Source organism: Halomonas jincaotanensis, from assembly GCF_018448785.1.
In the GTDB taxonomy this organism is placed as follows: Bacteria; Pseudomonadota; Gammaproteobacteria; order Pseudomonadales; family Halomonadaceae; genus Halomonas; species Halomonas jincaotanensis.
Window position 1 is genome coordinate 1 of the sequence record NZ_JAHCLU010000033.1, and the last position, 23,413, is coordinate 23,413.

The 23,413-nt window shown below is 57.6% G+C and carries 19 protein-coding genes and 3 tRNA genes; 10 read left to right on the forward strand and 12 right to left on the reverse strand.

Annotated elements, in window-relative coordinates; translation table 11 throughout:
- Positions 1 to 368: 368 nt before the first annotated feature.
- Together KG088_RS18505 and KG088_RS18510 are read right to left on the reverse strand one after the other, a co-directional pair.
- Positions 369 to 444, reverse strand: a tRNA-Thr gene (locus KG088_RS18505).
- A gap of 42 nt (positions 445 to 486) precedes the next feature.
- Entirely contained in the window at positions 487 to 1,299 is an 813-nt protein-coding gene (locus tag KG088_RS18510; protein ID WP_213827958.1) for an acyl-CoA thioesterase, read from the reverse strand.
- An 85-nt stretch (positions 1,300 to 1,384) separates the two neighbouring features.
- Between KG088_RS18510 and tadA the strand changes: the two genes are divergently transcribed.
- On the forward strand, positions 1,385 to 1,855 hold the full coding sequence (tadA, locus tag KG088_RS18515; RefSeq protein ID WP_213827960.1) for a tRNA adenosine(34) deaminase TadA: 471 nt from the start codon (positions 1,385 to 1,387) through the stop codon (positions 1,853 to 1,855).
- 38 nt (positions 1,856 to 1,893) lie between these two features.
- Here tadA and mltF read toward each other — a convergent pair whose 3' ends face one another.
- Positions 1,894 to 3,357 carry a membrane-bound lytic murein transglycosylase MltF gene (gene mltF / locus KG088_RS18520; RefSeq protein ID WP_213827962.1) on the reverse strand — a complete coding sequence of 488 codons (1,464 nt, stop codon included), beginning with the start codon at positions 3,355 to 3,357 and terminating at the stop codon, positions 1,894 to 1,896.
- Positions 3,358 to 3,512: 155 nt separating this feature from the next.
- On the opposite strand from mltF, the gene purL reads away from it, so the two are divergent.
- Positions 3,513 to 7,487, forward strand: a complete 3,975-nt coding sequence (gene purL / locus KG088_RS18525; RefSeq protein WP_213827964.1) for a phosphoribosylformylglycinamidine synthase — start codon at positions 3,513 to 3,515, stop codon at positions 7,485 to 7,487.
- Between the two features lie 138 nt (positions 7,488 to 7,625).
- Here the strand turns inward: purL and KG088_RS18530 are convergent, their stop codons facing one another.
- Entirely contained in the window at positions 7,626 to 8,132 is a 507-nt protein-coding gene (locus KG088_RS18530; RefSeq protein WP_213827966.1) for a hypothetical protein, read from the reverse strand.
- 302 nt (positions 8,133 to 8,434) lie between these two features.
- On the opposite strand from KG088_RS18530, the gene KG088_RS18535 reads away from it, so the two are divergent.
- The 7 genes from KG088_RS18535 to KG088_RS18565 all read left to right on the forward strand — a co-directional run bounded on the left by KG088_RS18535 (position 8,435) and on the right by KG088_RS18565 (position 14,750).
- Complete coding sequence (locus tag KG088_RS18535) at positions 8,435 to 10,366, forward strand: DEAD/DEAH box helicase (RefSeq protein ID WP_213827968.1); 1,932 nt, start codon at positions 8,435 to 8,437, stop codon at positions 10,364 to 10,366.
- Between the two features lie 73 nt (positions 10,367 to 10,439).
- Positions 10,440 to 11,357: a segregation and condensation protein A gene (locus tag KG088_RS18540; RefSeq protein ID WP_213827970.1), complete on the forward strand. Its 918-nt coding sequence runs from the start codon at positions 10,440 to 10,442 to the stop codon at positions 11,355 to 11,357.
- On the forward strand, positions 11,354 to 12,220 hold the full coding sequence (scpB, locus tag KG088_RS18545; RefSeq protein ID WP_213827972.1) for an SMC-Scp complex subunit ScpB: 867 nt from the start codon (positions 11,354 to 11,356) through the stop codon (positions 12,218 to 12,220). The genes KG088_RS18540 and scpB overlap by 4 nt, the downstream gene beginning before the upstream one ends.
- Positions 12,220 to 13,077, forward strand: coding sequence for a 23S rRNA pseudouridine(2605) synthase RluB (rluB, locus tag KG088_RS18550; RefSeq protein WP_213827974.1), 858 nt, complete (start codon positions 12,220 to 12,222; stop codon positions 13,075 to 13,077). The genes scpB and rluB overlap by 1 nt, the downstream gene beginning before the upstream one ends.
- A 78-nt stretch (positions 13,078 to 13,155) precedes the next feature.
- Positions 13,156 to 13,231: transfer RNA gene (locus KG088_RS18555), tRNA-Lys, on the forward strand.
- A gap of 39 nt (positions 13,232 to 13,270) precedes the next feature.
- Positions 13,271 to 13,346: transfer RNA gene (locus KG088_RS18560), tRNA-Lys, on the forward strand.
- A 165-nt stretch (positions 13,347 to 13,511) separates the two neighbouring features.
- Positions 13,512 to 14,750: a tyrosine-type recombinase/integrase gene (locus KG088_RS18565; RefSeq protein WP_250148374.1), complete on the forward strand. Its 1,239-nt coding sequence runs from the start codon at positions 13,512 to 13,514 to the stop codon at positions 14,748 to 14,750.
- A gap of 606 nt (positions 14,751 to 15,356) precedes the next feature.
- Here KG088_RS18565 and KG088_RS19755 read toward each other — a convergent pair.
- The 4 genes from KG088_RS19755 to KG088_RS18575 all read right to left on the reverse strand — a co-directional run bounded on the left by KG088_RS19755 (position 15,357) and on the right by KG088_RS18575 (position 17,404).
- Positions 15,357 to 15,671, reverse strand: coding sequence for a transposase (locus KG088_RS19755; protein ID WP_250148375.1), 315 nt, complete (start codon positions 15,669 to 15,671; stop codon positions 15,357 to 15,359).
- A gap of 95 nt (positions 15,672 to 15,766) precedes the next feature.
- On the reverse strand, positions 15,767 to 15,940 hold the full coding sequence (locus KG088_RS19760; RefSeq protein WP_250148376.1) for a hypothetical protein: 174 nt from the start codon (positions 15,938 to 15,940) through the stop codon (positions 15,767 to 15,769).
- A gap of 162 nt (positions 15,941 to 16,102) precedes the next feature.
- The gene (locus KG088_RS19895) at positions 16,103 to 16,225 is read right to left on the reverse strand and encodes a hypothetical protein (RefSeq protein WP_264759077.1); all 123 of its coding nucleotides are present in this window, start codon (positions 16,223 to 16,225) and stop codon (positions 16,103 to 16,105) included.
- Between the two features lie 102 nt (positions 16,226 to 16,327).
- Positions 16,328 to 17,404, reverse strand: a complete 1,077-nt coding sequence (locus tag KG088_RS18575) for a site-specific integrase (protein ID WP_213827978.1) — start codon at positions 17,402 to 17,404, stop codon at positions 16,328 to 16,330.
- A gap of 854 nt (positions 17,405 to 18,258) precedes the next feature.
- On the opposite strand from KG088_RS18575, the gene KG088_RS18580 reads away from it, so the two are divergent.
- The gene (locus KG088_RS18580) at positions 18,259 to 18,609 is read left to right on the forward strand and encodes a hypothetical protein (RefSeq protein WP_213827980.1); all 351 of its coding nucleotides are present in this window, start codon (positions 18,259 to 18,261) and stop codon (positions 18,607 to 18,609) included.
- Positions 18,610 to 18,710: 101 nt separating this feature from the next.
- Here KG088_RS18580 and KG088_RS20120 read toward each other — a convergent pair whose 3' ends face one another.
- From KG088_RS20120 to KG088_RS18600, 4 genes are all read right to left on the reverse strand, one after another.
- On the reverse strand, positions 18,711 to 19,013 hold the full coding sequence (locus KG088_RS20120) for an Arm DNA-binding domain-containing protein (RefSeq protein WP_213827982.1): 303 nt from the start codon (positions 19,011 to 19,013) through the stop codon (positions 18,711 to 18,713).
- Between the two features lie 937 nt (positions 19,014 to 19,950).
- Positions 19,951 to 20,616: a GAF domain-containing protein gene (locus tag KG088_RS18590; protein WP_213827984.1), complete on the reverse strand. Its 666-nt coding sequence runs from the start codon at positions 20,614 to 20,616 to the stop codon at positions 19,951 to 19,953.
- 725 nt (positions 20,617 to 21,341) lie between these two features.
- Positions 21,342 to 21,725 carry a hypothetical protein gene (locus KG088_RS18595; protein WP_213827986.1) on the reverse strand — a complete coding sequence of 128 codons (384 nt, stop codon included), beginning with the start codon at positions 21,723 to 21,725 and terminating at the stop codon, positions 21,342 to 21,344.
- Between the two features lie 634 nt (positions 21,726 to 22,359).
- Complete coding sequence (locus tag KG088_RS18600; RefSeq protein WP_213827988.1) at positions 22,360 to 22,611, reverse strand: hypothetical protein; 252 nt, start codon at positions 22,609 to 22,611, stop codon at positions 22,360 to 22,362.
- Positions 22,612 to 23,413: the final 802 nt, after the last annotated feature.

The window sequence follows — 23,413 nt, forward strand, 5'->3', positions numbered from 1 at the left end:
GTCACACGCTGGCTGGATGAGAATTTTGACGCCATCGGCGAGCGTTCGAGTGTCGATCTTCGTCAGATTTTCCAGGGCATTGGCGCCCGGCACCAGGGTTAGGGACGACAGGAGCCTTGAGCATGAGGTTAACCGGCCTGCTAATGAACACGTGGAGGGCGGTTTTTCCCTTTTACCCGGCAGGCATCAGGGCAGCGTGAGCGATGTACGCTCCACTGCCGGCCGATTTGCACCTGTCACTTGTCTCACCCAAATGCTGTGTAGCTGAGGACTTACTGACGCATGGAACCTATATGGAACCTAGAAGCCATGTCACGAAAAAAGGCCACTGCTGCTATGAGCTAAGTGGCCGTTTTCATTGGTTTTTCTGGTGCCGCAAAGAGGAGTCGAACCTCCGACCTACGCATTACGAATGCGTTGCTCTACCAACTGAGCTATTGCGGCAGCGATCGCATGATATCGCCGATGGCATTGCGATGCCAGGCGTCAGGTGCGCAGCCGGGTGAGGCCTTCCTGGGCGGCGGAGGCGACCAGCCGGCCGTGGCGGTCGAAGATGCTGCCGCGCGCGAAACCGCGGCTCCCACCGGCCCAGGGGCTGTCCATGTCGTAGAGCAGCCAGTCGTTGACCTTGACATCGCGGTGGAACCATAGCGCGTGGTCGAGGCTGGCGATCTGCAGTCTCGGATCGCCGTAGGTGATGCCGTGGGGTACCAGCGCGCTGGTCAGCAAGTTGAAGTCAGAACTGTAGGCGAGCAGATAGCGGTTCAGCACCGGATCGTCGGGCAGTTCGCCGGCCAGGCGAAACCATAGTCGCTTGCGCGCCGGTTGGCCGGGTTCGGTGGTGTCGCCCAGGTGCAGAAACTCGATGGGGTGACCGGGGAAGCGTTCCATGCGTGCCTCGGGGACATTCAGGGTTTCCGGCATCGGCACGTCCGGCATGTTGGGCTGATGGTCGAAGCCCGCTTCTTGGCCGTGAAAGGACGCGCTGCAGAAGAAGATGGGGCGACCCTTCTGGATGGCCGTAACGCGACGAGTGGAAAAGCTCCCGCCATCGCGTACCGCATCGACCTGATAAACTACCGGGCGATGGGGATCACCCGGACGCAGAAAATAGCCATGCATTGAATGAACGGCGCGAGCAGGGTCGACGGTCTGACAGGCCGCCGACAGGGCCTGGCCGAGTACCTGGCCGCCGAACAGCTGCGGAAGGCCGAGGTCCTGACTGTGTCCACGGAAGAGGTTTTCCTCGAGCGCTTCCAGGCCCAGCAGAGCTACCAGGTCGTTCAGGGCGTCAGACATTCTCGCTATCCTTTGTGGGCCGGCAAGGTGGCTTGCCGTCAATATCATACGGTCGTTTCATCGCAGTCTACCGGAGTCCTCGGCGATGCGCAGTGACGAATTCTACATGCATCGGGCGCTGGATCAGGCCCATCAAGGGCTTGCTGCCGGCGAAGTCCCGGTGGGCGCGGTGGTGGTGGATGCGCTAGGAGAGATCGTGGGGCAAGGCTTCAATGCCCCGGTGGCCCTGCATGACCCCAGCGCTCATGCCGAGATCCGCGCGCTGCGCGATGCCGGTGAGCGTCTGGGCAACTATCGGCTGGATGGCTGCACGCTGTATGTGACGCTGGAACCCTGCCTGATGTGCACCGGGGCGATCATTCAGGCCCGCCTGGCTCGCATGGTCTATGGTGCCGCCGAGCCTCGAAGCGGCATGGTGGAGTCGAAGGCCAACCTCTTTGTCCAGCCCTGGCATCACCACCGAGTGGCGGTGCAGGGAGGCGTACTGGCCACCCGGGCATCCCGGCTGATGCGGGAGTTCTTCTCCGCTCGTCGCGAGCCGCCGGGATCAGCGTGACGACTCGGCAGTGACGGGTGGCGAATCATGCGCAAGACTTAAGGAAGCGGAGGAATGACCTGGAAAGCATCGCCCTCTTCCTCGTCGAATAATCGTGCATCGAGCAGGGGGTAGCGCTGCTGACTTTGGTCCAGATAGTCGAGAATCTCGTAGTAGCGGCGAATGTTGCGCACATAGATCACCGGCTCACCGCCACGCGCATACCCGTGGCGAGTCTGACTATGCCACTCCTGTTCCTGCAGCAGCGGTAGCGCCTCCCGGACGTCGGTCCAGCTGTCGGGGTCGCCGCCCTGCATCTCGACGATCCGGCGGGCATCATAAAGATGGCCGAGCCCGACATTGTAGGCGGCCATGGCCATAAATAGCCGGTCGTCTCCAGTGATCGATTCCGGGAGGCGCCGTTCCATCTCGCGCAGGTAGCGAGCGCCACCGTCGATGCTCTGGGCCGGGTCGAGACGGTCATCGACCTCCATTTCCCCCGCGGTCGGCAGCGTCAGCATCATCAGGCCTCGTACACCAGTCGGCGATGTCGCCTCGGGTTTCCAATGCGATTCCTGATAGCCCACCGCGGCCAGCAGCTTCCAGTCAAAGCCGGTGTCGCGGGCGGCGGTGCGGAAAAGCTCGGTATAGGTCGGCAGGCGTTCCTGGGCCTGAAGAATGAAGGTGCGCGCGCCGACGTACTCGAGATAGTCGTCGTGACCGAAATAGCTGGCGACCAGCTCGTCGAGTCGTCCGTCCCGGTGTAGTTCGTCGAGAAAGCGGTTGGCGGCCTCGAGCAGACCAAGGCCCCGGCCAGCAGGAAAGGCCCAGGCCATCGACAGGGGCTTGCCCAAAGTGAAGCCGTCCTCGACCTCGGGAAAAAATAGCCGATTGAGGCGAAACTGGTGTTCGAAGACCACCGCCGCGTCCAGATGCCCTCGCTCGATTCGGGCAAGCAGGTCGGCGACCTCGATGTCATCCGACTCCTTCCAGCTCAAGAAGGGATGCTCGGACTGAAGCTCGCGCAGCACGCGATCGGTACCGGAACCCCTCAGGGTGCCGATCTCAAGTCCTTCCAGATCCTCGAGGGTGTTTGGTGGCGGCAGGCCACGACGATAGACCAGCAGAGGTGTCAATTCGAGGATCGGGCGACTGAACATCAAGCCCGCGATCGTCGGGTCTAGCGGCAGGGCGGCTGCCCCCAGATCGCCATCTTCGCGCACGGCATGCAGGACGCTTTCGATGTTGTGATCGGCCTCCAGCGTCAGGCTGACACCCAGCAAATCGGCGAAACGCTTCACTAGCTCGTATTCGAAACCGGTCGGGCCACGGCGGCCCTCGTAATAGGTCGTGGGGGTGTTGCGGGTATGCACGCTGATGAAGTCGCGCGCCAGCACGGCCTGCAGGTGCGGATCACGAGGCGCGCTCGAGTCCGCCGGCCACAGGGTGAGCAGAAGGGCGCTTACCAGCAGCGCTGCCCCGCGCCAGGAACCGGGAAAGTAGTCGATCAGGTTTACGGTCATGCGACGGCTGGTTGACGAGGAGGCTTTCCACCTTAACCAGCGAGCCAAAGGTTGTCATCGTTGAAATTTCTCGCACTCCGACCTTTCCCGTATCATGTGCGCTTAATGCCGCTGGTCGCGGCCACCCACTTCTCTTGTTTCAGAGGCTCCTGGATATGCTCGAACTGCGAGGCGCGCCCGCCCTATCTGCTTTCCGTCATGCCAAGCTGCTGGCCGCCCTGCGAGACACCGTTGCCGACGTCGAGTCCCTTCATGCCGATTACGTGCACTTCGTCGACTATGATGGCGAACCATCGGACGAGGCGCTGAGGGTGCTCCAGCAGTTGCTGGACGATGGGGCGGCGAGAGAGGGCGGCAAGCGCGAGGACCGCGACGGCGATGGCCGCGCCGAGGGCCAGCTCTATCTTGTCGTGCCGCGTATTGGCACCCAATCGCCCTGGTCCTCCAAGGCCACTGATATAGTCCAAAACTGTGGTCTTGGCGAGGTGCGGCGCATTGAGCGGGGCATCGCCTATCGCGTCAAGCTCAAGGGCATGCTCTCGGAGGCCGCTTTCGAGGCCATCGTCGCCAGCCTTCACGACCGCATGACCGAGACCGTACTGACCGATGCCTCGGATGCCGCGACGCTGTTTGCCCACCACGAGCCGGCGCCGCTGGGTCGGGTCGATATCCTCGATGGTGGCCGTGCGGCGTTGGAAACCGCCAATCTCGCCCTGGGGCTGGCGCTGGCCGATGACGAGATCGACTACCTGCTCGAGGCCTTCCGCGGGCTTAATCGCAACCCGACCGATGTCGAGCTGATGATGTTCGCCCAGGCGAACTCAGAACATTGCCGCCACAAGATCTTCAATGCCGACTGGATCATCGACGGCGAGCCCCAGCCGCACTCGCTGTTCGGGATGATCAAGAATACGCATGAGGCCTCGCCGGAGAATATCCTCTCCGCCTACAGCGACAACGCGGCGGTGATTCGCGGCAGTGAGGCCGGGCGCTTCTTCGCCGCGCCGCTCACTGGCCAGGCGGGCGAAGAGGCCGTCTATGGCACCTATCAGGAGCCCATTCATATCCTGATGAAGGTGGAAACCCACAACCACCCCACGGCCATCGCTCCCCACCCGGGGGCGGCTACCGGTGCCGGCGGCGAGATTCGTGACGAAGGGGCTACCGGAATTGGCGGCAAGCCCAAGGCCGGTCTGACTGGCTTTACCGTCTCCAACCTGCGCATTCCCGAGTTCGTGCAGCCCTGGGAGGAATTCGATTACGGCAAGCCCGAGCGCATTACCAGCGCCCTGGACATCATGCTCGAGGGGCCGATCGGCGGGGCCGCCTTCAACAACGAGTTCGGGCGCCCTAACCTCGGCGGCGTGTTTCGTACCTACGAACAGGACTCATTGGGCGCCGAGGGCATCGAGCGGCGGGGTTATCACAAGCCGATCATGCTCGCCGGCGGCTACGGCAATATTCGCGACGATCACGTGCAGAAAGGCGAGATTCCGGTCGGTGGCAAGCTGATCGTGATGGGTGGGCCGGCGATGCTGATTGGCCTCGGCGGTGGCGCGGCGTCATCCATGGCCTCCGGTGTGTCGAGCGCGGATCTGGATTTCGCCTCGGTACAGCGCGACAACCCCGAGATGGAGCGGCGCGCCCAGGAGGTGATCGATCGCTGCTGGGCGCTGGGTGAGGCCAATCCGATCCGTTTCATTCATGACGTCGGCGCCGGCGGACTCTCTAATGCCTTGCCGGAACTGGTCAAGGATGGCGGCTGCGGGGGGGGCTTCGAGCTGCGCGCCGTGCCCAACGCCGAGCCCGGCATGAGCCCGCTGGAGATCTGGTGCAACGAGGCGCAGGAGCGCTATGTGCTGGCCGTGGCCCCGGCAGACCTCGAGACCTTTGAGGCGCTGTGCGCACGCGAGCGCTGTCCCTATGCGGTGGTCGGCGAGGCGACGCAGGCGCACCGCCTGGAGGTCCGCGATGGCCATTTCGCCGCCCAGGACGCGACCCCGCCGGTAGATCTGCCGATGAACGTACTGTTCGGCAAGCCGCCGAAGATGCAGCGCGAGTTCGACCGCCGGCCTCGCGCGATGTCGGGAGTGATGCTCGACAATCTTGACCTGCGCGAGGCCATGGACCGCGTGTTGCGCCTGCCCGCCGTGGCGTCCAAGGGTTTCCTGATCACCATCGGCGATCGCTCCATCACCGGGCAGGTGGCCCGCGACCAGATGGTCGGCCCCTGGCAGGTGCCGGTGGCGGACGTCGCCGTGACTACAGCCAGCTACGACACCCATGCCGGCGAAGCCATGGCCATGGGCGAGCGGCCGCCGGTCGCACTGATCGACCCGGCGGCCAGCGCTCGTATGGCGGTAGCGGAGGCGATCACCAATCTCGCCGCCGCTTCCATCGAAAAGATCGAAGACATCAAGCTCTCCGCCAACTGGATGAGTGCTGCGAATCACCCCGGTGAAAACCAGGCGCTATTTGATGCCGTGCATGCCGTGGGCATGGAACTCTGCCCGGCGCTCGGCATCGCCATCCCGGTCGGCAAGGATTCGATGTCCATGCGCACCGCCTGGCAAGAAGACGACGCCGACGGCGGGACGAGCGAGGAAAAAAGCGTGACCTCGCCATTATCGTTGACCGTCACGGGGTTCGCGCCAGTAGTCGACGCCATGCGGACCCTGACCCCGCAGATCAACCTGGAGCAGGACGAATCCGACCTGATCCTGATCGATCTCGGCGGCGGCCAGAATCGTCTGGGCGGCTCGGCGCTGGCGCAGGTCTACGGCCAGATCGGCGACGACTGCCCGGACCTCGACGATCCCGAGGATCTCAAGGCCTTCTTCGCGGTGATCCAGGGCCTCAATGCCGAGGGCAAGTTGCTGGCCTATCACGACCGCAGCGACGGTGGCCTGCTGGTCACCCTGCTGGAGATGGCCTTCGCCGCCCACTCGGGCCTCGAGATCAAGCTCGACTGGCTGGTCGACGAGCCGGTCGAGGCGGTGGATGCGCTGTTCGCCGAAGAGCTTGGCGCGGTGATCCAGGTCAACCGCAAGCATACCGAGGCGGTGTTCGCACAGTTCGCCGCCGCGGGCATCGAGACCTGCGGCGTTATCGCGCGTCCGCGCTACGACGACCAGGTGCGGGTGACGCTCTTCGAGGAGCCACTGCTCGAGACCACCCGCTTGCTCACCCAGCGTACCTGGTCCGAGACCAGCTACCGCTTGCAGGCGCTGCGTGACAACCCCGATTGTGCCAAGAGCGAGTTCGACGCGCTGCTCGACGACCGTGACCCGGGCCTCTCGGCGAGCCCAAGCTTCGAGGTCGACGACGACATCGGCGCGCCGTTCGTCAACACCACCCGCCCGGCGGTGGCGGTGCTGCGCGAGCAGGGCGTTAACGGCCATCTGGAAATGGCCTGGGCCTTCGATCACGCCCGCTTCGAGGCCGTGGATGTGCACATGAGCGACATCCTCACGGGACGCGTGGATCTCGCGCGGTTCAAGGGGCTGGTCGCCTGTGGCGGCTTCTCCTACGGTGATGTGTTGGGTGCCGGGGGAGGCTGGGCCAAGTCGGTACTGTTCAATGCTCGCGCACGCGATCAGTTCGCCGGATTCTTCCAGCGCGACGACAGCTTTTCGCTCGGCGTGTGCAACGGCTGCCAAATGCTCGCCCAGCTGCGCGAATTGATTCCCGGCGCCGAAGCCTGGCCGCGCTTCGTGCGCAACGAATCCGAGCAGTTCGAGGCGCGTGTCGCGATGGTGCAGGTCGAGAAGAGCCCGTCGGTCCTGCTCGCCGGCATGGAAGGCTCGCGCCTGCCGATCGCTGTGGCGCATGGCGAAGGGCGCGCCGAGTTTCGTGACAGCGCCCACCTGCGCCGGATGCAGGGCAGCGGCCAGATCGCGATGCGCTTCGTCGACCACTACGGCCAGGTGACCACCCGTTACCCGGCCAACCCCAACGGTTCGCCCTCCGGCATTACCGGCCTGACCACGCCCGACGGACGTGTCACGGTCATGATGCCGCACCCGGAACGGGTGGTTCGGGCGGTCACCAATTCATGGCGTCCCACCGAGTGGACGCGTGACGGCGCCTGGGCGCGGTTGTTCCATAATGCCCGCGTCTGGCTGGGCTGATCGGGAACTCATACGCCAATCAGGAAGCAGCCTGAGGCCGCTTCCTTTTTTCAATGATGGGTTGGGAAACGAGATGACAGATAATCTGTCCGTATCCCGCGGAAGATCTGCTTCGCGCCAGTCCTGTGTGGCTTTTGCTCAGGCTGAGGCAGCTGTTCGAAGGTGTCCCTTATAACCGTCGCAATATTCCAACAGGACGTCGTGCTCGGTACGCTTTTGCTTGATGATCGCTGTCAGCACTGGCGTCAACGCAGGCATAGCGCTGGCGTTCATCAGATTCTCGTAGAAGTTCAATGAATAGGCGGCTCTGTCGACGGCTTGGTTCATCTCGTCACTGGCCATGTCTTGGTCGCCGATGAAAACACGTTGGCCGGCGAGATGCGCAGAGTTGCGGTGAGGTTGGGGCTGACGGAGAGTGCGGGGAGGCAGCCCTAGTTCCTGGGCGAGCCAATCGAGGGTTTCCAGGCGCATCTCGCATTGGATTCCCAGTGACGCCATCAAGCGACTGACCCGAGTGTCATGGGTAAGAAAGCTGAAGGCGAGCATTCGGTAGTGCGCCAGCTCATCCCGTTCGTGGGCTTCTGCCAAGGTCAGCAGCTCATCCATGACCAAGACTATCCTGGCAATGGTTTTTGTGATCGGCATGGCGTTGTCCTCTTGAAGGTGGTGTCGAGGATAGGGAAGGACGTGATGTCTTACCGGTAATCGCATCATGCCTCGTAGCCATTGGCGTAGAACTGATCTGGGTCAGACTTTCTCGCCGGAGATTCGCCAGAGTGATATGTCGGGATTTGCCCCCCTAAAAAATTGAGGGCTACAGCTAATCCAAGCATTGCTGGCTTGAGGCTTTTGTCTCACTTTAGTCTGTCGTCACACTATAGACTGCCTAGGAAGAACGCGCGTAAATTGCGAAAACAAAACGGTGTTTTTTTACGATGCGCGTACCCATGACGCATATTCACAAGGTTTCGGGTCAACCAGCTGAGAGTGGGTTATCGGTAACACTGCGCTCCTATCAACATGAGGCGGTGGCTCGGGTGGTGTCGCATTTTCGGGCGTCTAGCGAGCCCGCGGTCGTTGTGCTGCCCACCGGTAGTGGCAAGTCGCTGGTGATCGCCGAGCTTGCTCGGCTCGCCCGTGGTCGGGTGCTGGTGCTCGCGCATGTGCGCGAACTGGTCGAGCAGAATCACGCCAAGTACCGGGCCTATGGGCTCGAGGCCGATATCTTCAGCGCCGGCCTCGGCCGCAAGGAGGCGGGTCGTCAGGTGGTGTTCGGTTCGGTGCAGTCGGTGGTGCGCAGCCTTCAGCGCTTCGTCTCTCCCTCTGACGGGCAGGGCACCTTCACCCTGTTGGTGATCGATGAGTGTCATCGCGTCTCGATGGACGAGAATTCGAGCTATCGCCAGGTCATCGACGCGCTGCGCCAGCGCAACCCGCGCCTCAAGGTACTGGGCCTGACGGCCACGCCCCACCGCCTGGGGGAGGGCTTCATCTACCATCGCCATCACCACGGCATGGTGCGCGGCGACGACAGCTGTTTCTTTCGCGACTGCGTCTTCGAGCAGCCGCTGCGCCTGATGGTCAAGCAGGGCTATCTGGCGGCGCCGCGGCGTATCGACGCCGCCGTCGAACGTTATGACTTCTCACAATTGCGACCGGCCGCTAGCGGCCTGTTCCAGGAGGAGGAGCTCAATCGGGTCGTGGCGGGCAACCGCGCCACGCCGGGCATCATCGCTGAAGTGGTTGAGCGCGCCCAGGGCCGCCAGGGCGTGATGCTCTTCGCGGCAAGCGTCGCCCACGCCGAGGAGATCCTCGGCTACCTGCCGTCGGGGCTGGCGGCGCTGATCACCGGGGCGACGCCCTCGTGTGAGCGAGAGGCACTGATCGATGCCTTCAAGGCGCGTGAGCTCAAGTATCTGGTCAACGTGGCGGTGCTCACCACCGGCTTCGACGCGCCGCATGTCGATCTGATCGCGATCCTGCGGCCCACCGAGTCGGTGAGCCTCTACCAGCAGATCGTCGGCCGCGGCCTGCGCCTCGCCCCGGGCAAGGTCGACTGCCTGATCCTCGACTATGCCGGCAACTCCTGGGACCTCTACGCGCCCGAGGTCGGCAGCCCCAGGCCCGATTCCGACGCCGGGCCGGTGCAGGTCGAATGTCCCGCCTGCGGCCATGCCAACCTGTTCTGGGGCAAGCGCGACGGTGACCTCGTCGTCGAGCACTTCGGTCGGCGCTGCCATGGGTTGGTCGGCGATGACGATAAAGCGACGACCTCCCCGTCCGAGCAATGCGGCGCGGGGTCGGGCGCCTATAAAGAGCAACGTGGCGCGGAGTCGGGCGCCTGTAAAGAGCAACGTGGCGCGGGGTCTGGCGCCTGTAGAAAGCGCCAATGCTCGTTCCGCTTTCGTTTCAAGGTCTGCGACCAGTGCGGGGCCGAGAACGATATCGCCGCACGCCGTTGCCCCGGCTGCCAGACCCTGTTGGTGGACGCCGACGACAAGCTTAAGGAGGCCTTGCGGCTCAAGGATGCCCGGGTGCTGCGGGTCAGCGGCATGCAGCTCGAGGCGATGCTCAACGGCCGTGGCTTGCCGCGGCTCAAGGTCAGCTACTTTGATGAGGACGGGGCGAGTCTCAGCGAGTGGTTCGCCTTGGAAACTCCGGCCCAGCGAGGGGCCTTCGCCGCGGTGTTCCTGCGCGACCATCTGCGGGCTCCCGGCATCCGCTGGTCGCCGCGCACGCCGGACGAGGTGATCGCCGAGCAGCGCCGCCTGCGCCACCCCGACTTCGTGGTGGGCAGAAAGGTAGGGCGGCACTGGCAGGTGCGCGAGAAGCTCTTCGATTATACCGGGCGTTATCGCCGCGCCGCCGCGGCTCGCTGAGTTACCCCGCTGCGCCGGAGTGATAAACTGCCCGATTGTTCCGCCGTTGTGAAACCGGGAGGCCAGACCCCGCGTGAGCGCCACCCCCCAGACACAAGCGCCCGAAAGCGACGCACCGTCCGCGTTGGTGACGCTCGGGCGGCTGTTTGATCAGCCGATCACCGAACTGCCGGGGGATCTGTATATTCCCCCGGAGGCGCTGCGGGTGTTTCTCGAGGCCTTCGAGGGGCCGCTGGACCTGCTGCTCTACCTGATTCGGCGCCAGAACCTGGACATCCTGGCCATCGACGTGGCCGCCATCACTCACCAGTACATCGAGTACGTGGAGTTGATGAAGGCGCTGGAGATCGAATTGGCCGGCGAGTACCTGCTGATGGCGGCGATGCTCGCCGAGATCAAGTCACGTACCCTGTTGCCGCGCCCGCCGAAGGAGGGAAGCGACGACGAGGAGGAGGACCCGCGGGCCGAACTGATCCGCCGCCTGCAGGAGTACGAGCAGCTCAAGAACGCCGCCGAAGCGCTCGCCGAGCTGCCGCGGTTGGGTCGCGACTGGTTTCCGGCGCGAGCCTCGCTGCCGCCGCTGGAATCGCGGGTGATTCATCCGGACGTGGCGCTGGATGAGCTGCTAGGCGCCATGGCGGGGATACTCAAGCGCGCCGAGCTGAACCAGATGCACCAGATCAGCCGCGAGGCATTGTCGACCCGGGAGCGCATGCTGAAGATCATGGAGCGGCTGACACACGATCACTTCACACCCTTCGAGGCACTGTTCACGCATGAAGAGGGCCGGGCGGGGGTGGTCGTCACCTTCATGGCGATTCTTGAGCTCGCCAAGGAGGCGATGATCGAGATCGTGCAGAACGCGCCGCTCTCGCCGATTCACGTGCGGGTGCGAATGGCCGGGGACGATGGGGCCGATACCGAGATGCTGGCAGCGGAGGACGAGGGCGAAAGCCCCTTCGCCGACGCGGATGAGGAGGGTCGCCCATGACCGCCATGGCCTTTCCCGAGGCGTTGGACGAGATCCTCGAGGCGGCGCTGCTGGCCGCCGGGGAGCCCCTGGGGCTCGAGCGTCTCGAGGCGCTCTTCGATGCTCACGAGCGGCCGCCTCGGCGATCCCTGAAGGAGGCCCTGGAGCGGGTGGGCACGCGTCACGAAAGCGGCGCCATGGAGCTGCTCGAAACCGCCTCGGGCTTTCAGCTGCGTATTCGCCCGCGGCTCTCCTCCTGGGTGTCGCGGCTCTGGGATGAGCGTCCCCAGCGCTATTCCCGGGCGCTGCTCGAGACGCTGGCGCTGGTCGCCTACCGCCAGCCGGTGACGCGGGGCGACATCGAAGGGGTGCGCGGGGTCACGGTGAGTGGCTCGATCATGCGCACCCTGCTTGATCGTGGCTGGATCCGGGTGGTGGGCCATCGCGATGTGCCGGGGCGTCCGGCGGTCTATGCCACCACGCGGAGTTTCCTGGACGACTTCGGCCTCCAGACCCTCGACGAGCTGCCACCGATGCATGAGCTCAAGACCTTCGAGGACCCCTTCGAGGCACTGAGCGATGAACAAGCGCCGCCGCCCCAGACCGAGCTGCTGGCGCAGGCCGATGCGCCCCTCGATGAAGCGGCCGGGCAAGAAGGCGGCGGCGACGAGACCCAAGACGACCTCGAGGTGGCCGATAGCCTCTTCGAGGCCGTCGAACCGACGGCTGGGATGGCCGACGGCAACCACGCCGGGACGGCGTCAGAGCGGACCCGGTTGAGCTTCGCCGATCTCGAGGCTCGCCTGTCCGAACGTGCCCGTGACCGCGTCGACAATGACGCTGCCACGGGTGCGACAACCCCCTCCAGTGAGACCGACGACTGATGAGCACTCCCACTGAAAAACTGCAGAAAGTCCTCGCGCGTGCCGGGCTGGGTTCGCGCCGCGAGATGGAAACTGCCATCGCCAACGGCCGCGTCAAGGTCAATGGCCAGGTTGCAACGCTGGGCGATCGCATCGAGGCGCGCGACAAGGTGGCCCTGGACGATCGTCCGGTGACCCTGCGCGGCGCCGACGACGTGCCGAGACGGGTGATCATGTACAACAAGCCCGAGGGCGAGCTGTGCACCCGCAAGGACCCGGAAGGGCGGCGCACTGTCTTCGACCGCCTGCCGCGCCTCAAGGGCGAGCGCTGGGTCGCCATCGGCCGCCTGGACATCAACACCAGCGGCCTGCTGCTCTTCACCACCGATGGCGAGCTGGCCAACAAGCTGATGCATCCCTCCACCCAGGTGGAGCGGGAGTACGCGGTGCGTGTCATGGGCACGGTAGGCAAGGCGCAGATCGTGGCCATGGTCGAAGGCGTGATGCTCGACGACGGTCCGGCGCGCTTCACCGACGTTCAGGAGTTCGGTGGCGAAGGCATCAATACCTGGTTCCATGTGGTGATCACGGAAGGGCGCAATCGCGAGGTGCGGCGGCTCTGGGAATCCCAGGGACTCACCGTCAGCCGCCTCAAGCGGGTGCGCTACGGCAATATCTTCCTCGACAAACGGGCCAAGGCCGGTGAGTGGGTGGAGCTCTCCCAGGCGGAGGTCGACGATCTGGCCGAGACCGCGGGTCTGCCCAAGCGCAAGGTGCCGGACCTGACCCCCGACGAGAAGAACCGCTGGAGCCGGGACAAGCACAAGCGCAAGCCGGTCCAGGTCATGCGCAAGTCGCGAGACACGCGCAGCCGCTGACAGGGCGAGCCCGGTGCCAGGGCAAAAAAGCACTTGCCTTCACGGGGGTGGATCAGTACTATCTGCACCCGTTCGGACGGGTCGTTAGCTCAGTTGGTAGAGCAGTTGGCTTTTAACCAATTGGTCGTAGGTTCGAATCCTACACGACCCACCATCCGAGCCGTTCACCGAGGCAATTGCCCGCCAGGTGCTTGGGTCGTTAGCTCAGTTGGTAGAGCAGTTGGCTTTTAACCAATTGGTCGTAGGTTCGAATCCTACACGACCCACCAAATATAGGGTTCAGGACTTCCCAGGAGGTTCCAATAACCTAGCAAGAAAGGGCCTCCGGGCCCTTTTTTGTTGCCAGTGAGTCCCAGGGTGTCCCTTGACATCCTCTCTCTGTGGGGGCAATTCTGGGGGTATACATCGATACCACCAAGGAAACATACCCCCTCATGTGCCCCCAAGGTTCCATCAACAGGCTCACAAACACCCAGGTGCGCAATGCCAAGCCCACTGTGATCGAGAATGACAAAGGCAAGGAGGTGGCAAAGGGGTACAGGCTTTCTGATGGGGGTAATCTCTACCTTCAGGTGGACCCCAGTGGGGGTAAGCGGTGGATCGTGAAGTACCGGTGGCACGGGAAGGAGAAGACCTACTCTGGTGGGACCTATCCCACCGTTGGCCTGGCCGATGCGAGAGCCAAGCGGGACGAGGTTGAGAGGCTGAAGTCGCAAGGAATTGATCCCAGCCTTCATAAGCAGACTAATAAAAGCAATGCTAAAGTTTCTTCTGAGCGAACCTTTCAGGTCGTAGCAATCAATTGGCTTGAGGAAGAATACCGCCCTTCAATAACTGAGAATCAATATTTCTTAACGCGGGCTAGGTTTGAGAACTATATCTTTCCTGTGATCGGTAAAATCCCATTCCTCGATTTGACCTATAAGCAGATTTTAGATGCTCTGCTGAAAGTCGAAAAGTTAGGTAAATATGAAACTGCTAATCGCATTAAGACGGGGTGCAGTCAGATCTATACGTATGAAATGGGGCGTGGAAACATAGATCAAAACCCGGTTGCCAATATGCGTGGCGTGCTAAAGAGAAGGAAGACGAAGAATCATCCTGCAATCACCGATCCTAAAAAACTGTCGGCTTTGTTACGTGCGATAGAAGGGTATAGCGGGTTTCCAGTAGTTTGTGCGGCGCTGAGGCTCCAGCCATATATATTTGTAAGACCGGTAGATTTAAGGTTTGCGAAATGGAGTGAAATAAAACTGGATGAATCTTTGTGGGAGTTTGTAGACCAAAAGATGGAACGAGGGATGATGGTACCACTCCCTCGCCAAGCGGTTAAAATCCTGCGTGACCTCCACCCATTAACAGGATATGGTGATTTAGTCTTTCCCAGTGTACGGTCGAGAAGTAAAGGGCCAATAAGCGATACGAGCTTGAAAGGTGCGTTGGACTCATTAGGGTACAAAGATGTTATGAGTGCTCATGGATTTCGTGCTACGGGAAGAACAATCTTGGATGAAACGCTTGACTTCCGTACTGATTATATTGAGCATCATCTGGGACATGTGGTGCGGGATCCAAATGGCACGGCGTATAATCGTGCAAAATATTTGAATCAAAGGAGAGAAATGTTGCAGACATGGGCTGACTATTTGGATAATCTTCGAGATAATCACTAGTATAGCTTGCGGGTAGCTAGGGATAGAAGGGGAGTAAATCTCACGTAATTATTTAGCTCACGCCGCTAGAGTCAACGCGCCCTGTCGCATAAATGCTGGCACCTAACCGGCAAACAGTTGCTCCAGTGCCGTGTGTACCGCCAGGCCCTGCTTGACCGTCGTCGAGAGAAAACTGTGCATCCGGCAATAAAGGGTCTCCGAACTTTCCCAGAAGTGAAAACAGCCCGATTTTTCTGTTGAGATTTGGTCATCCACAGGTCACGTTCGCCTTGGTTATTTGGAGAAGGGGAGGCGGTATCGCCAAGGAAACGCAGCACCTACCCCTCATATGCCTGGAGGCACTCGTGTCAGTTTGCGCCCCTGGCGCGCCCTCGCCTCCCGGGTGGTAGCTTCGTCAGTGGTGGGCATACGGCTCCACCCTGTGCCAGGAAGTGTCGACAGCGGTCTCGCCATCGATGAGCCTAGTCTGGAGTGAGCGTACCACCGGCAGCGTCTATGGCTTGATGCATCTCAAGTAGCAGATCATGCAGCGTCTTGGCCCGAGCCTGCTTGTCCGTTTCCCAGGCACTGGTCATTTCGCGAAGGCGATGGGCATTGCACAGCGCGTCACCGACATCCGGCTAGCATTAGTAGGGCTTCATTCACCTGCACGCCCTGGACATAGGGCGGGATGCCGATGACATCCATCGCCTCCTGGCCGCGTTTGGTGTATGGCGCCAAGTAGGTAAGGGCGTCGCTCGATGCGGTGTGAAGCCAGTGGCGCTTGCCGCCAACCTGTAACCCGGTCTCGTTGGCATGGAGGGTCGCTGCTTGCCTCAGTGCCAGGATCATCCACTCGGCAAAGTACTCGCCGCGCTCATAGGCCTCTTGACTGAAAGCGAACTGGTTGTCGGCGCTCAGCGAGAGACCGCACTGCGACATCAGCAACTCTCAAATTCGTGCATAAGGCAGCAGCTGATACTGCGAGAGATAGACGACATGCGGCTTGATACTTGAGCCATACTGGATCGGGCTGGTCAGCCGTCGGGAAACGGCGCCACATGGCGCCACCCGAGATTGTCCTTAAGCACATCAACCCGATACTCGGTGGCAACGGAATGAATCACGACGTTTTGAACCTGGCGCGTTTCGATGCCGACTGAGAGATAGGTACGCCCGTTGGGCAGCTTTTGGTGATCGATACGCAACATCACAACCTCATCAGGTTCTGCAACCGGTTCAAGCGTCTTGCGCCCCGGTTGCCCGTCGGGAAGACGCTGGCTGTTGGCCTATGAGGGACGTTGGCGGAGGGGCTCCTGTGACGGCGGCTTACTGCTGTTGTGACTGCTGGCCGACAGACAGTCCGCTCTCAACTAGACCAGCAGCATCAATACGTCGATGGCGGCGCGCAGGGAAGGAGAAACCGTGCGGTCTTCCTTGAGCCGCTGCCGGACCTGTTCGAGGGGCTCGTTGTCTTTGATATCGCTGATGGCCATCTTGCCTGATAATAGGGTTGCCTAATGGCGCTACTGTGCTTGATAAAAAAGCAAGTTGGCGAGCCCTGCTCGGAACCAGCTAAATAGTTAAATATATTCTTTCTATATATCTAGATAGGAATAAATATCTTTTTTAACATAGCTCTTGTTTCGAATCGATTCGCCCACGTCGAATTTTTTACCCGCCTTTCCGAATCGATCACCCACATCATCTTTAACTAAACTAAGTGTAGCTTGATCAACTGACGGTATTTCGGCACATACATTGCCAGAGCGGTAGTGCCCGTAGCTAGAGATAGAGCTGGTATTTTTATGCCCCATAATGGCAGCGGCGATAATCCTTCCCCCTTCAGTTTCGTAAAGTTTTAGCTTAAGATTAGAGCCGAATGTGTAGCGGAGGCTATACAAGCAGAAGTGTCTTTCGCTCTTTTCGTACATTTTCCTTGAAGCTCTATGTATGCGCATCTGAGCTGCCTTGATGCGTCGCCCGTCAAGATTCTTGGCTCTGCCTATGGCGCTTTCCAGGGTGTCGTTGTGGGCAACTGTAAGCACTCTATCAAGGCCGCGTGACTTCGACTTCTGCTTTTCGCCGATCAGGGTTTTCTTACTCCCCATAACCTTAACAGTGATTGTGTTTCCCTCGTTCTCTAGCTGCTGTAGGAACTGAGCCTCGCTGGGGCGTATGCCAAGCAGTCTTACTAGCGTTATGAGATCAATGCTGTCCTGGTCATTTTTAACCATCCTATTTTTGATGATGTCCCGTAGCATGACGTCAGTTACGGTTGTTAGACGCTTGCTCTTTTTTGAGTTGTGTGAACGCTCGGAGACTGGGACCGGATTATTGATCTTGCGTATCTCATAAGCAAGCTCACTAAGCCCTGCTGCTTTAAATGTGATAACAAGTGCTCTTCTTAGTTTGCGCCATGAATCGCTGGTTTTGCTATGTGCAGCCGCTTTTAATGACAGTACGACCAAGGTATGGTTCTCACTCAGCATTGCTTTTAATTCATTCTTCGTGTTAATGCTCGTCGTGTAGGTTGCTGTAACGCTATTAATAAATGCTGAGGCTTCACCAAGGTAGTTGTAATATGTATTCTCTCTAAATATATCCTTTCGGTGATCTTTGCCGTACTTGTTGTAGGACTTAAATAGTGTTGGGTCTATTCTCTTTCTGATCATTATTATCTTCTCACCTTTCTTAAATTATAACATATAGCGAGAATATAAGAAATGTCTGCTAACTTAATATGCAAGTTGGAAAAGGGGGGTGGTCAGTTAGGTAAAAAAACAAACCCAATTCAGATTGGGCTAGACTGCCCCACGATGGGCCAGCTGTGACCCAGATCGGTCAATACGGGACCCAAGGCGGGTCATTAGCAATCTAGGCCGGGTTTTTTGGCCCAGCTTGGGCCATCTGTGACCGCACTTAGTTTGGCATGGTCTAAACACGTTTTATACTTGGGAACGACGGCGCTTTCGCTCTCTTGCTATGCGAAGTAGCTAGTATACGGTACGTAAGTAGTGCGACCCCTCCCACCTTCGCTCTCGTGGTCAGCTGTCTCCTCACCAGGGCTCTCGCGGCGGTAGCGACCTCTCGACACCTTCGCTTTCTTATGTAGCGCAAACCCCGCGCTACAAGCGACGTTCAGGCCTCTCCAAGTCGCGGGTCGGGCTTCAATTAGCAAGACTCGCTTAGGCTCGTTTGCGAATCTCGTAGCTTGTCGTCACCTTTTATTGACACGATCTCGATTCGCTGCGCTCACTTGATCTTTTTCAACAAAAGCTTCCTAAAGCTAAACTCCTCCCCATACTCCCACTCTAATGGGAGTATGGTACCCATTAACCCCGGCACCATTCGTCACCCACCCGGATTCGCTATGGCTCACCGAGGGGTTCCTCTTAGTGCGACTGACGCTCTACTCTCACTCACGCTCAGTAGGGCTTACAGCCAGCCCCTTTTGTTATTTGCTACGACAATTCCAGATGACACACCAATGAATATATGAAATAATAAACAAAATGGTTTTATTCGTATGGAAGAAAAAGATTTGTGGCTCTCTGAAGAATTTATCAATGCTTCTATGAGACTCCGGAAATTAGTCGATGCCCTTGATATGCTCAAAGGTGCCCGTATTAAGTGCGAATGTAATATCGAATTTTGCTGGGAGCTAATGCGTCGTGGAGCGACGGGAGATGATGTGGCAGTGCATGCACTTGAGTATGCTATAAGATCAGCTGCGCGACAGACCCGGCTGAGTATTGCAGCGAGGCCAAGATGGAAAAAAATGATGGAGGATATCCAGTTTGGGCGCAATCGGGTAAAATCGATGAGGGTCCTCACTTATCAGGCGCTTCGTCCATTTGCCATGAAAGAGTTTGAGTGAAAATAGCAAAGCCTAACAAATAAAAATGAGCCATTGTTTTATGGCCCATGATAAGTCTTCTTTTGTTCAGCGATTTTTCACGAACACCAGACAACCACAGGTCACTGGTTTAGTACTGTATCAACTTTATGATTCATTGCTTGGCTAGCGAGCATGGAGACTGTCCTGGCTGCCGCTTCTCTAGCTTCAAGGAGGGAAATTTGATCCGCTCGCCCAAGAGTCATAACATGACACTTTCGCGTAGTGGGGTGTCGGTAGGATAGGCGGTAAGACGCCGATTTTGATGTTTTGCGAATATGAAACCCAGTCAATTCCGCATCCCAAATTTCTGACCATTTGTCAGAATCTAGCAACCTCCTTACTTGAGTCTGGCAAAGTCGATGGCGTTGAATGTTTGCTGGCATGTTGGCTCCTTTAATTGTTTGTTGCCCTGTTAATATATTGTTTAAAGTAGGCTGTAGTCAAGACTATCTTTGTTTTTTCATATGACGCCTTGACACGTTCATTTAATTGGTTAGGTTTCATCGTTAGGCTGTTGCGACACGACTTTTTCAACCTCAAAATCACTTTGTCATGACTTGGCTACGGTGCTTCAAAAGATAGAATTGAGCGCAATGACAAACCAGTTCACGGTGAGACCGAGCATCTCTAGAGCTGAATTGGCGCCGCCTCGCCTCAAAAAGTGATTTTGATCAGATGTGAACACCTCACCTAACGCGGGACTACTTCGTAGTAAGCCATCAGTCGAACTGACGGGGGTGAGACAGTGGTGCATTTACTTGGACAGACCGCCTTGTCGACATTGAGCAGGCTTGCCTCTGTCAGTTCCAGTGTTAAACGCTCGAGGGAGAGTCGCTACTCATCGAGGGTATCGAGGTCGCAGTCGACGACACCTTTTGATTCTGGATAGAACTGCCTGCCGGGAATGTTGATAGCTATCCGCAGAAGCCCATCACTGGGCTGGAGTCTCCAGTGCTGCGCTCTTTTCTGCCTCCTGACTGAAAGCATGCACCCCTTCATGAGAACTCGGTCTCTTCAGGACGGCACGTGTTCCTCCCAGCAGATCTTCAGCGGGTGAGACAGTCAACGGGGGACACACTGATACCTACATTGATGTCCGGACGGATCGTCATCTCGTCCAGCTCGATAGATATCGAAAGCTAGTTGGCGCTGGGGAATGCGTAGAAGAGGTCACGCATCGAATGCAGCGGTATCACAGCCCCGAAGCGGGCCAGGCTCAAATGCCTGAAGATCAGTACCTGAATGTCGAGTGCGGTCGGGCGCTCGGCCAGACAGCGCGAAATATCGTCCCCTGGGTGCCGCGTCCACTGATGCGACTGACTAGTGGAGGTTGTTCAGTCGTAGACGCAGGAGGGCCAAAAAATGATCATCCTTGTCTGCCAGGTGCATCAGGTTGGTTATAGTATTTCCGAACAGCATCTCGTCGGAGGATCCGGTGCGGGTGTTGCGCTGGGTGACATGATTCATACGCTGTCGGACGATGGCCAATGTGGCCTGGTGGATGATCAACTCTTCCACCAAGTGACCGAATGTTACCAGCCAAGACCGTTCCATATCTGTTAGTTGACGAGGACTCGTGTCGAGGATACAGAGGGTGCCGAGTGGCTGGCCGGTGGGGCCGCGTAGAACGGTGCCCGCGTAGAAACGAACAAAGGGACTGCCCACCACGGCCTTGTGGTGACAAAAGACGTCGTCTACCAGGGCATCGGCGATCTCAAGTAGATCATGTTCGATGGCATGGACGCAGAAGGACTCATCAAGAGGTGTTTCACGTACCTTCACGCCGACGGAGGACTTAAACCATTGACGGTCTTCGTCGATCAGGGAAATGATGGCCATGGGAACCTTGAAGATCTGGGCCACGAGACGCGTGTAGCGATCGAAGCGCACCTCCGGCGGGGTATCCAGGATATCGAGAGAGCGGAGTTCGGCAAGCCGTGCCTTCTCGTCGAAGGGGGAAGTGGCTCTGTTGTGACGTTCGTCCATGGCGAGGTTTCCTGGCGACGCTCCGCTCCTTCACTGTCGACATTGTCGAGCGGTCTGGTAGGTAGCAGAGCCTCATCCCCTGACTGAAGAATAAGGAGCTGTTACGTGCTGAAAGAACCGGAAAAATTCCCTTGCCTATGCAGCTCGAAGTGTCTGAACCTGGAGGAGAGATGGCGAAGCTTACAAACATCTAGTCTAAGCGCTTACGTTTACACTTTTATTACCTTTAGCCGCTAAGAAAATTTGAGAACATCCTTAGGGTAGTCGATAATTTTGAGAATGCTTAATTAAGGAAGTTAAGAAAAGTAAATAACCGTGCGCTGAAAATATGAACGGGAGCATTGGGCTCTTTACACTGTACAAAAAATCAGCGTATAGGTAGCGGATTAAGCTTGACTTGCATAGATCGTTACCGGTGAAATGTTATTTTGCATAAATATTTGTTAACCAATTGTGATATTTGTAATTCGTTATAATCGCCATTGGACACCTTCATCCTGGTGATTCCAATCTGCGTTCCAGTGGATCAACGGCTCTCGCAAAAAAGTGACTTTGCGTTGATACGATTGTCTTCCCACGGACACGAGGGTAGCCTCGCCGGTTAAGGCGACCAGCGTCTTTCAGTCCCCATCCGCATCATGCTATCCCTTCTTTAAAACCTTTACAGGTTTTAAGCCCTCTTTGAAAGTAAAAAGGGGGCATCCTTGCCCCAATAACGATTTCCCTTATTCGCGAGGCTCTTTCTCCCATACATATTTCAGAGCGTTCTCAAGCGTGTCGCGAAAATGGTTCGCAATAATACCTTGTGCGTTCTCTGTGTTGTATACATGCCCCGATGTCACTAGATGGCTGAGGAGCAGGTTGAAGTGAACATCCTCAAGAATTTCTTCAGGGAGAAGTTTACCTTCAAAACCTATTTCGAGGCCAAAACTCCAATTGTGGCCGTCCAGTTTTGGGACCTGTAGGTACAGATAACCATCTCCAGAGGGCTGTGAGCGTGTTCCTCCGAGTTTAGTGAAACCCGCCACCACGGTGGTTTCCTCACTAAGTCTGATCTGTTGGTAGTAAGCGTTTTTTGCAAAATTGTGGCGAAATTGGAAGCTATTCATATCGGTGACTCCTTTTGTTGATAACCGAAACTATAGCCAGTTTTCAGGAATCGCCAAGTTGAGTCTGAAATAATTTGAAATACCCGTGCTTTTCCTCTTGGTTAAAGGCATCAGGAGAGCCGAGCTGAATCTGTTTTCATCAATTGTTACTAATACTAATGCTGTTGAAAGCCCCTTGGTACATTAGTGGGCGTGGTAATTAGATGAAGTATGACAAAAGGTAAGTACCTATAAAAACTAATCCGCTATTCGCTGCCGTAGTCTGACATCACCTTGTGGACCTGGTCACTCAAGGACGAGAAGCTTTCGTAAGCCGTCAACGGCAGCCACTCATACTTGACCTTGTGCTAGAGAATCTCGATCAGGTTCAGTTCTGACGAATACGTCGAGAGGTAGACGACATGCATCCGGTGCCTCAGCCAAGCCATCCGCTTGCACTGGAAATGCGCCGAGCGATGGACACTGGCCATTGTCCAGCACCACGTAGGCAAAGGCGTCTGGTGGCTTCTGGGCCACCAGGCCGCCAAAGGCCTCGAAGACAGTAGAAAGGCTTCTGATTGTTCGTTATTAGTAAGCTGCCTGCATGGCGGCACGCTAAATTTCTTGTATAACACGCCAACCATGCACTTTGTGCTCAATCAAAAAGGTGTTTATGACTAAATGCTATCTCACCAGCCTGTCGTGCATTAATCAGATCAATCATCGATTTGTAGATAGCAGCTGTGTCTCTAAAATCCAGGTAATCGATAGTTATGTCCTGTGCGAACACAACATCAAGGAGGAATCTTTTGGCTTCATTTTCGCTTAATGTAATTAGTGGCTCATCGAGGCCCCTGGCAGAAAGGTAGCTCTCGATTCGATCTTGGATATGATTTTCTAAACTCATTTTTCTTCCGCGCTTTAATCAATGATATCCTTTAAAATCACCAAAAGTCAAAGCAGCAGCTGATAAAAAGTCAATTGTACGCTCACGGGATTGTAGGTTATGAGCCTAAATGCCCATCAACGCTAGATAAGATAAGAAAAAACGCTATGGATGGATAAGTGAATCTTTTGACTAATTACCATTATGGTTCCACATGTGTCATCTATGTAGACAGGCTTAACCCTTTCGTCGAGCGGACACACAGCGGCGGGACACGATTACTCGCTCGATATAGATCGGCTGCACCGTTGTGTGCCGCTCACGTCAAACATCATTCAGCCAGCCGAAAATAAACTACTTTTGCTTCAGAATGAAGAAGTAAAGAAAGGCATGTTTTTTTACTCAGACAATCGGCGTAGTGAAAAAAGTATTGTGTTTGGCAAGAGAATGGAATGTGGTCAGATCATTTTTCAAGTGCTTTCAAAAAGGGAAAAGTGATTTTGTGGTCATAAGAAAATCACCGCCAAAGGACGGTGATTGGTGTTTGCTAAGGGATTACAGCGTCCGTGCTGTTCTTGCATCATCCGCCTATAGGCGGTCAACGTGACTCCAGGGAGCCGGTACAGTGTTGTGGATCTCTAAGCCGCCAACGTGGCGGAGAACCGAGTAACAAACTGCGTTTCTATCAACCACCTTTGAGGTGGAGAACTGCGACCCTCTCGGGCCGTCACGGCATCCGTGCCGTGTCTTGCATCATCCGCCTATAGGCGGTCAACGTGACTCCAGGGAGCCGGTACAGTGTTGTGGATCTCTAAGCCGCCAA

What these genes read in the sequence shown, in the direction of transcription:
- KG088_RS18510 (WP_213827958.1), bottom strand. Translation starts at nt 1,299, where the DNA reads ATGTCTGACGCCCTGAACGACCTGGTAGCTCTGCTGGGCCTGGAAGCG.
- tadA (WP_213827960.1), top strand. Translation starts at nt 1,385, where the DNA reads ATGCGCAGTGACGAATTCTACATGCATCGGGCGCTGGATCAGGCCCAT.
- mltF (WP_213827962.1), bottom strand. Translation starts at nt 3,357, where the DNA reads ATGACCGTAAACCTGATCGACTACTTTCCCGGTTCCTGGCGCGGGGCA.
- purL (WP_213827964.1), top strand. Translation starts at nt 3,513, where the DNA reads ATGCTCGAACTGCGAGGCGCGCCCGCCCTATCTGCTTTCCGTCATGCC.
- KG088_RS18530 (WP_213827966.1), bottom strand. Translation starts at nt 8,132, where the DNA reads ATGCCGATCACAAAAACCATTGCCAGGATAGTCTTGGTCATGGATGAG.
- KG088_RS18535 (WP_213827968.1), top strand. Translation starts at nt 8,435, where the DNA reads ATGACGCATATTCACAAGGTTTCGGGTCAACCAGCTGAGAGTGGGTTA.
- scpB (WP_213827972.1), top strand. Translation starts at nt 11,354, where the DNA reads ATGACCGCCATGGCCTTTCCCGAGGCGTTGGACGAGATCCTCGAGGCG.
- rluB (WP_213827974.1), top strand. Translation starts at nt 12,220, where the DNA reads ATGAGCACTCCCACTGAAAAACTGCAGAAAGTCCTCGCGCGTGCCGGG.
- KG088_RS18565 (WP_250148374.1), top strand. Translation starts at nt 13,512, where the DNA reads ATGTGCCCCCAAGGTTCCATCAACAGGCTCACAAACACCCAGGTGCGC.
- KG088_RS19755 (WP_250148375.1), bottom strand. Translation starts at nt 15,671, where the DNA reads ATGTCGCAGTGCGGTCTCTCGCTGAGCGCCGACAACCAGTTCGCTTTC.
- KG088_RS19760 (WP_250148376.1), bottom strand. Translation starts at nt 15,940, where the DNA reads ATGTTGCGTATCGATCACCAAAAGCTGCCCAACGGGCGTACCTATCTC.
- KG088_RS19895 (WP_264759077.1), bottom strand. Translation starts at nt 16,225, where the DNA reads ATGGCCATCAGCGATATCAAAGACAACGAGCCCCTCGAACAGGTCCGG.
- KG088_RS18575 (WP_213827978.1), bottom strand. Translation starts at nt 17,404, where the DNA reads ATGATCAGAAAGAGAATAGACCCAACACTATTTAAGTCCTACAACAAG.
- KG088_RS18580 (WP_213827980.1), top strand. Translation starts at nt 18,259, where the DNA reads ATGGAAGAAAAAGATTTGTGGCTCTCTGAAGAATTTATCAATGCTTCT.
- KG088_RS20120 (WP_213827982.1), bottom strand. Translation starts at nt 19,013, where the DNA reads ATGCCAGCAAACATTCAACGCCATCGACTTTGCCAGACTCAAGTAAGG.
- KG088_RS18590 (WP_213827984.1), bottom strand. Translation starts at nt 20,616, where the DNA reads ATGGACGAACGTCACAACAGAGCCACTTCCCCCTTCGACGAGAAGGCA.
- KG088_RS18595 (WP_213827986.1), bottom strand. Translation starts at nt 21,725, where the DNA reads ATGAATAGCTTCCAATTTCGCCACAATTTTGCAAAAAACGCTTACTAC.
- KG088_RS18600 (WP_213827988.1), bottom strand. Translation starts at nt 22,611, where the DNA reads ATGAGTTTAGAAAATCATATCCAAGATCGAATCGAGAGCTACCTTTCT.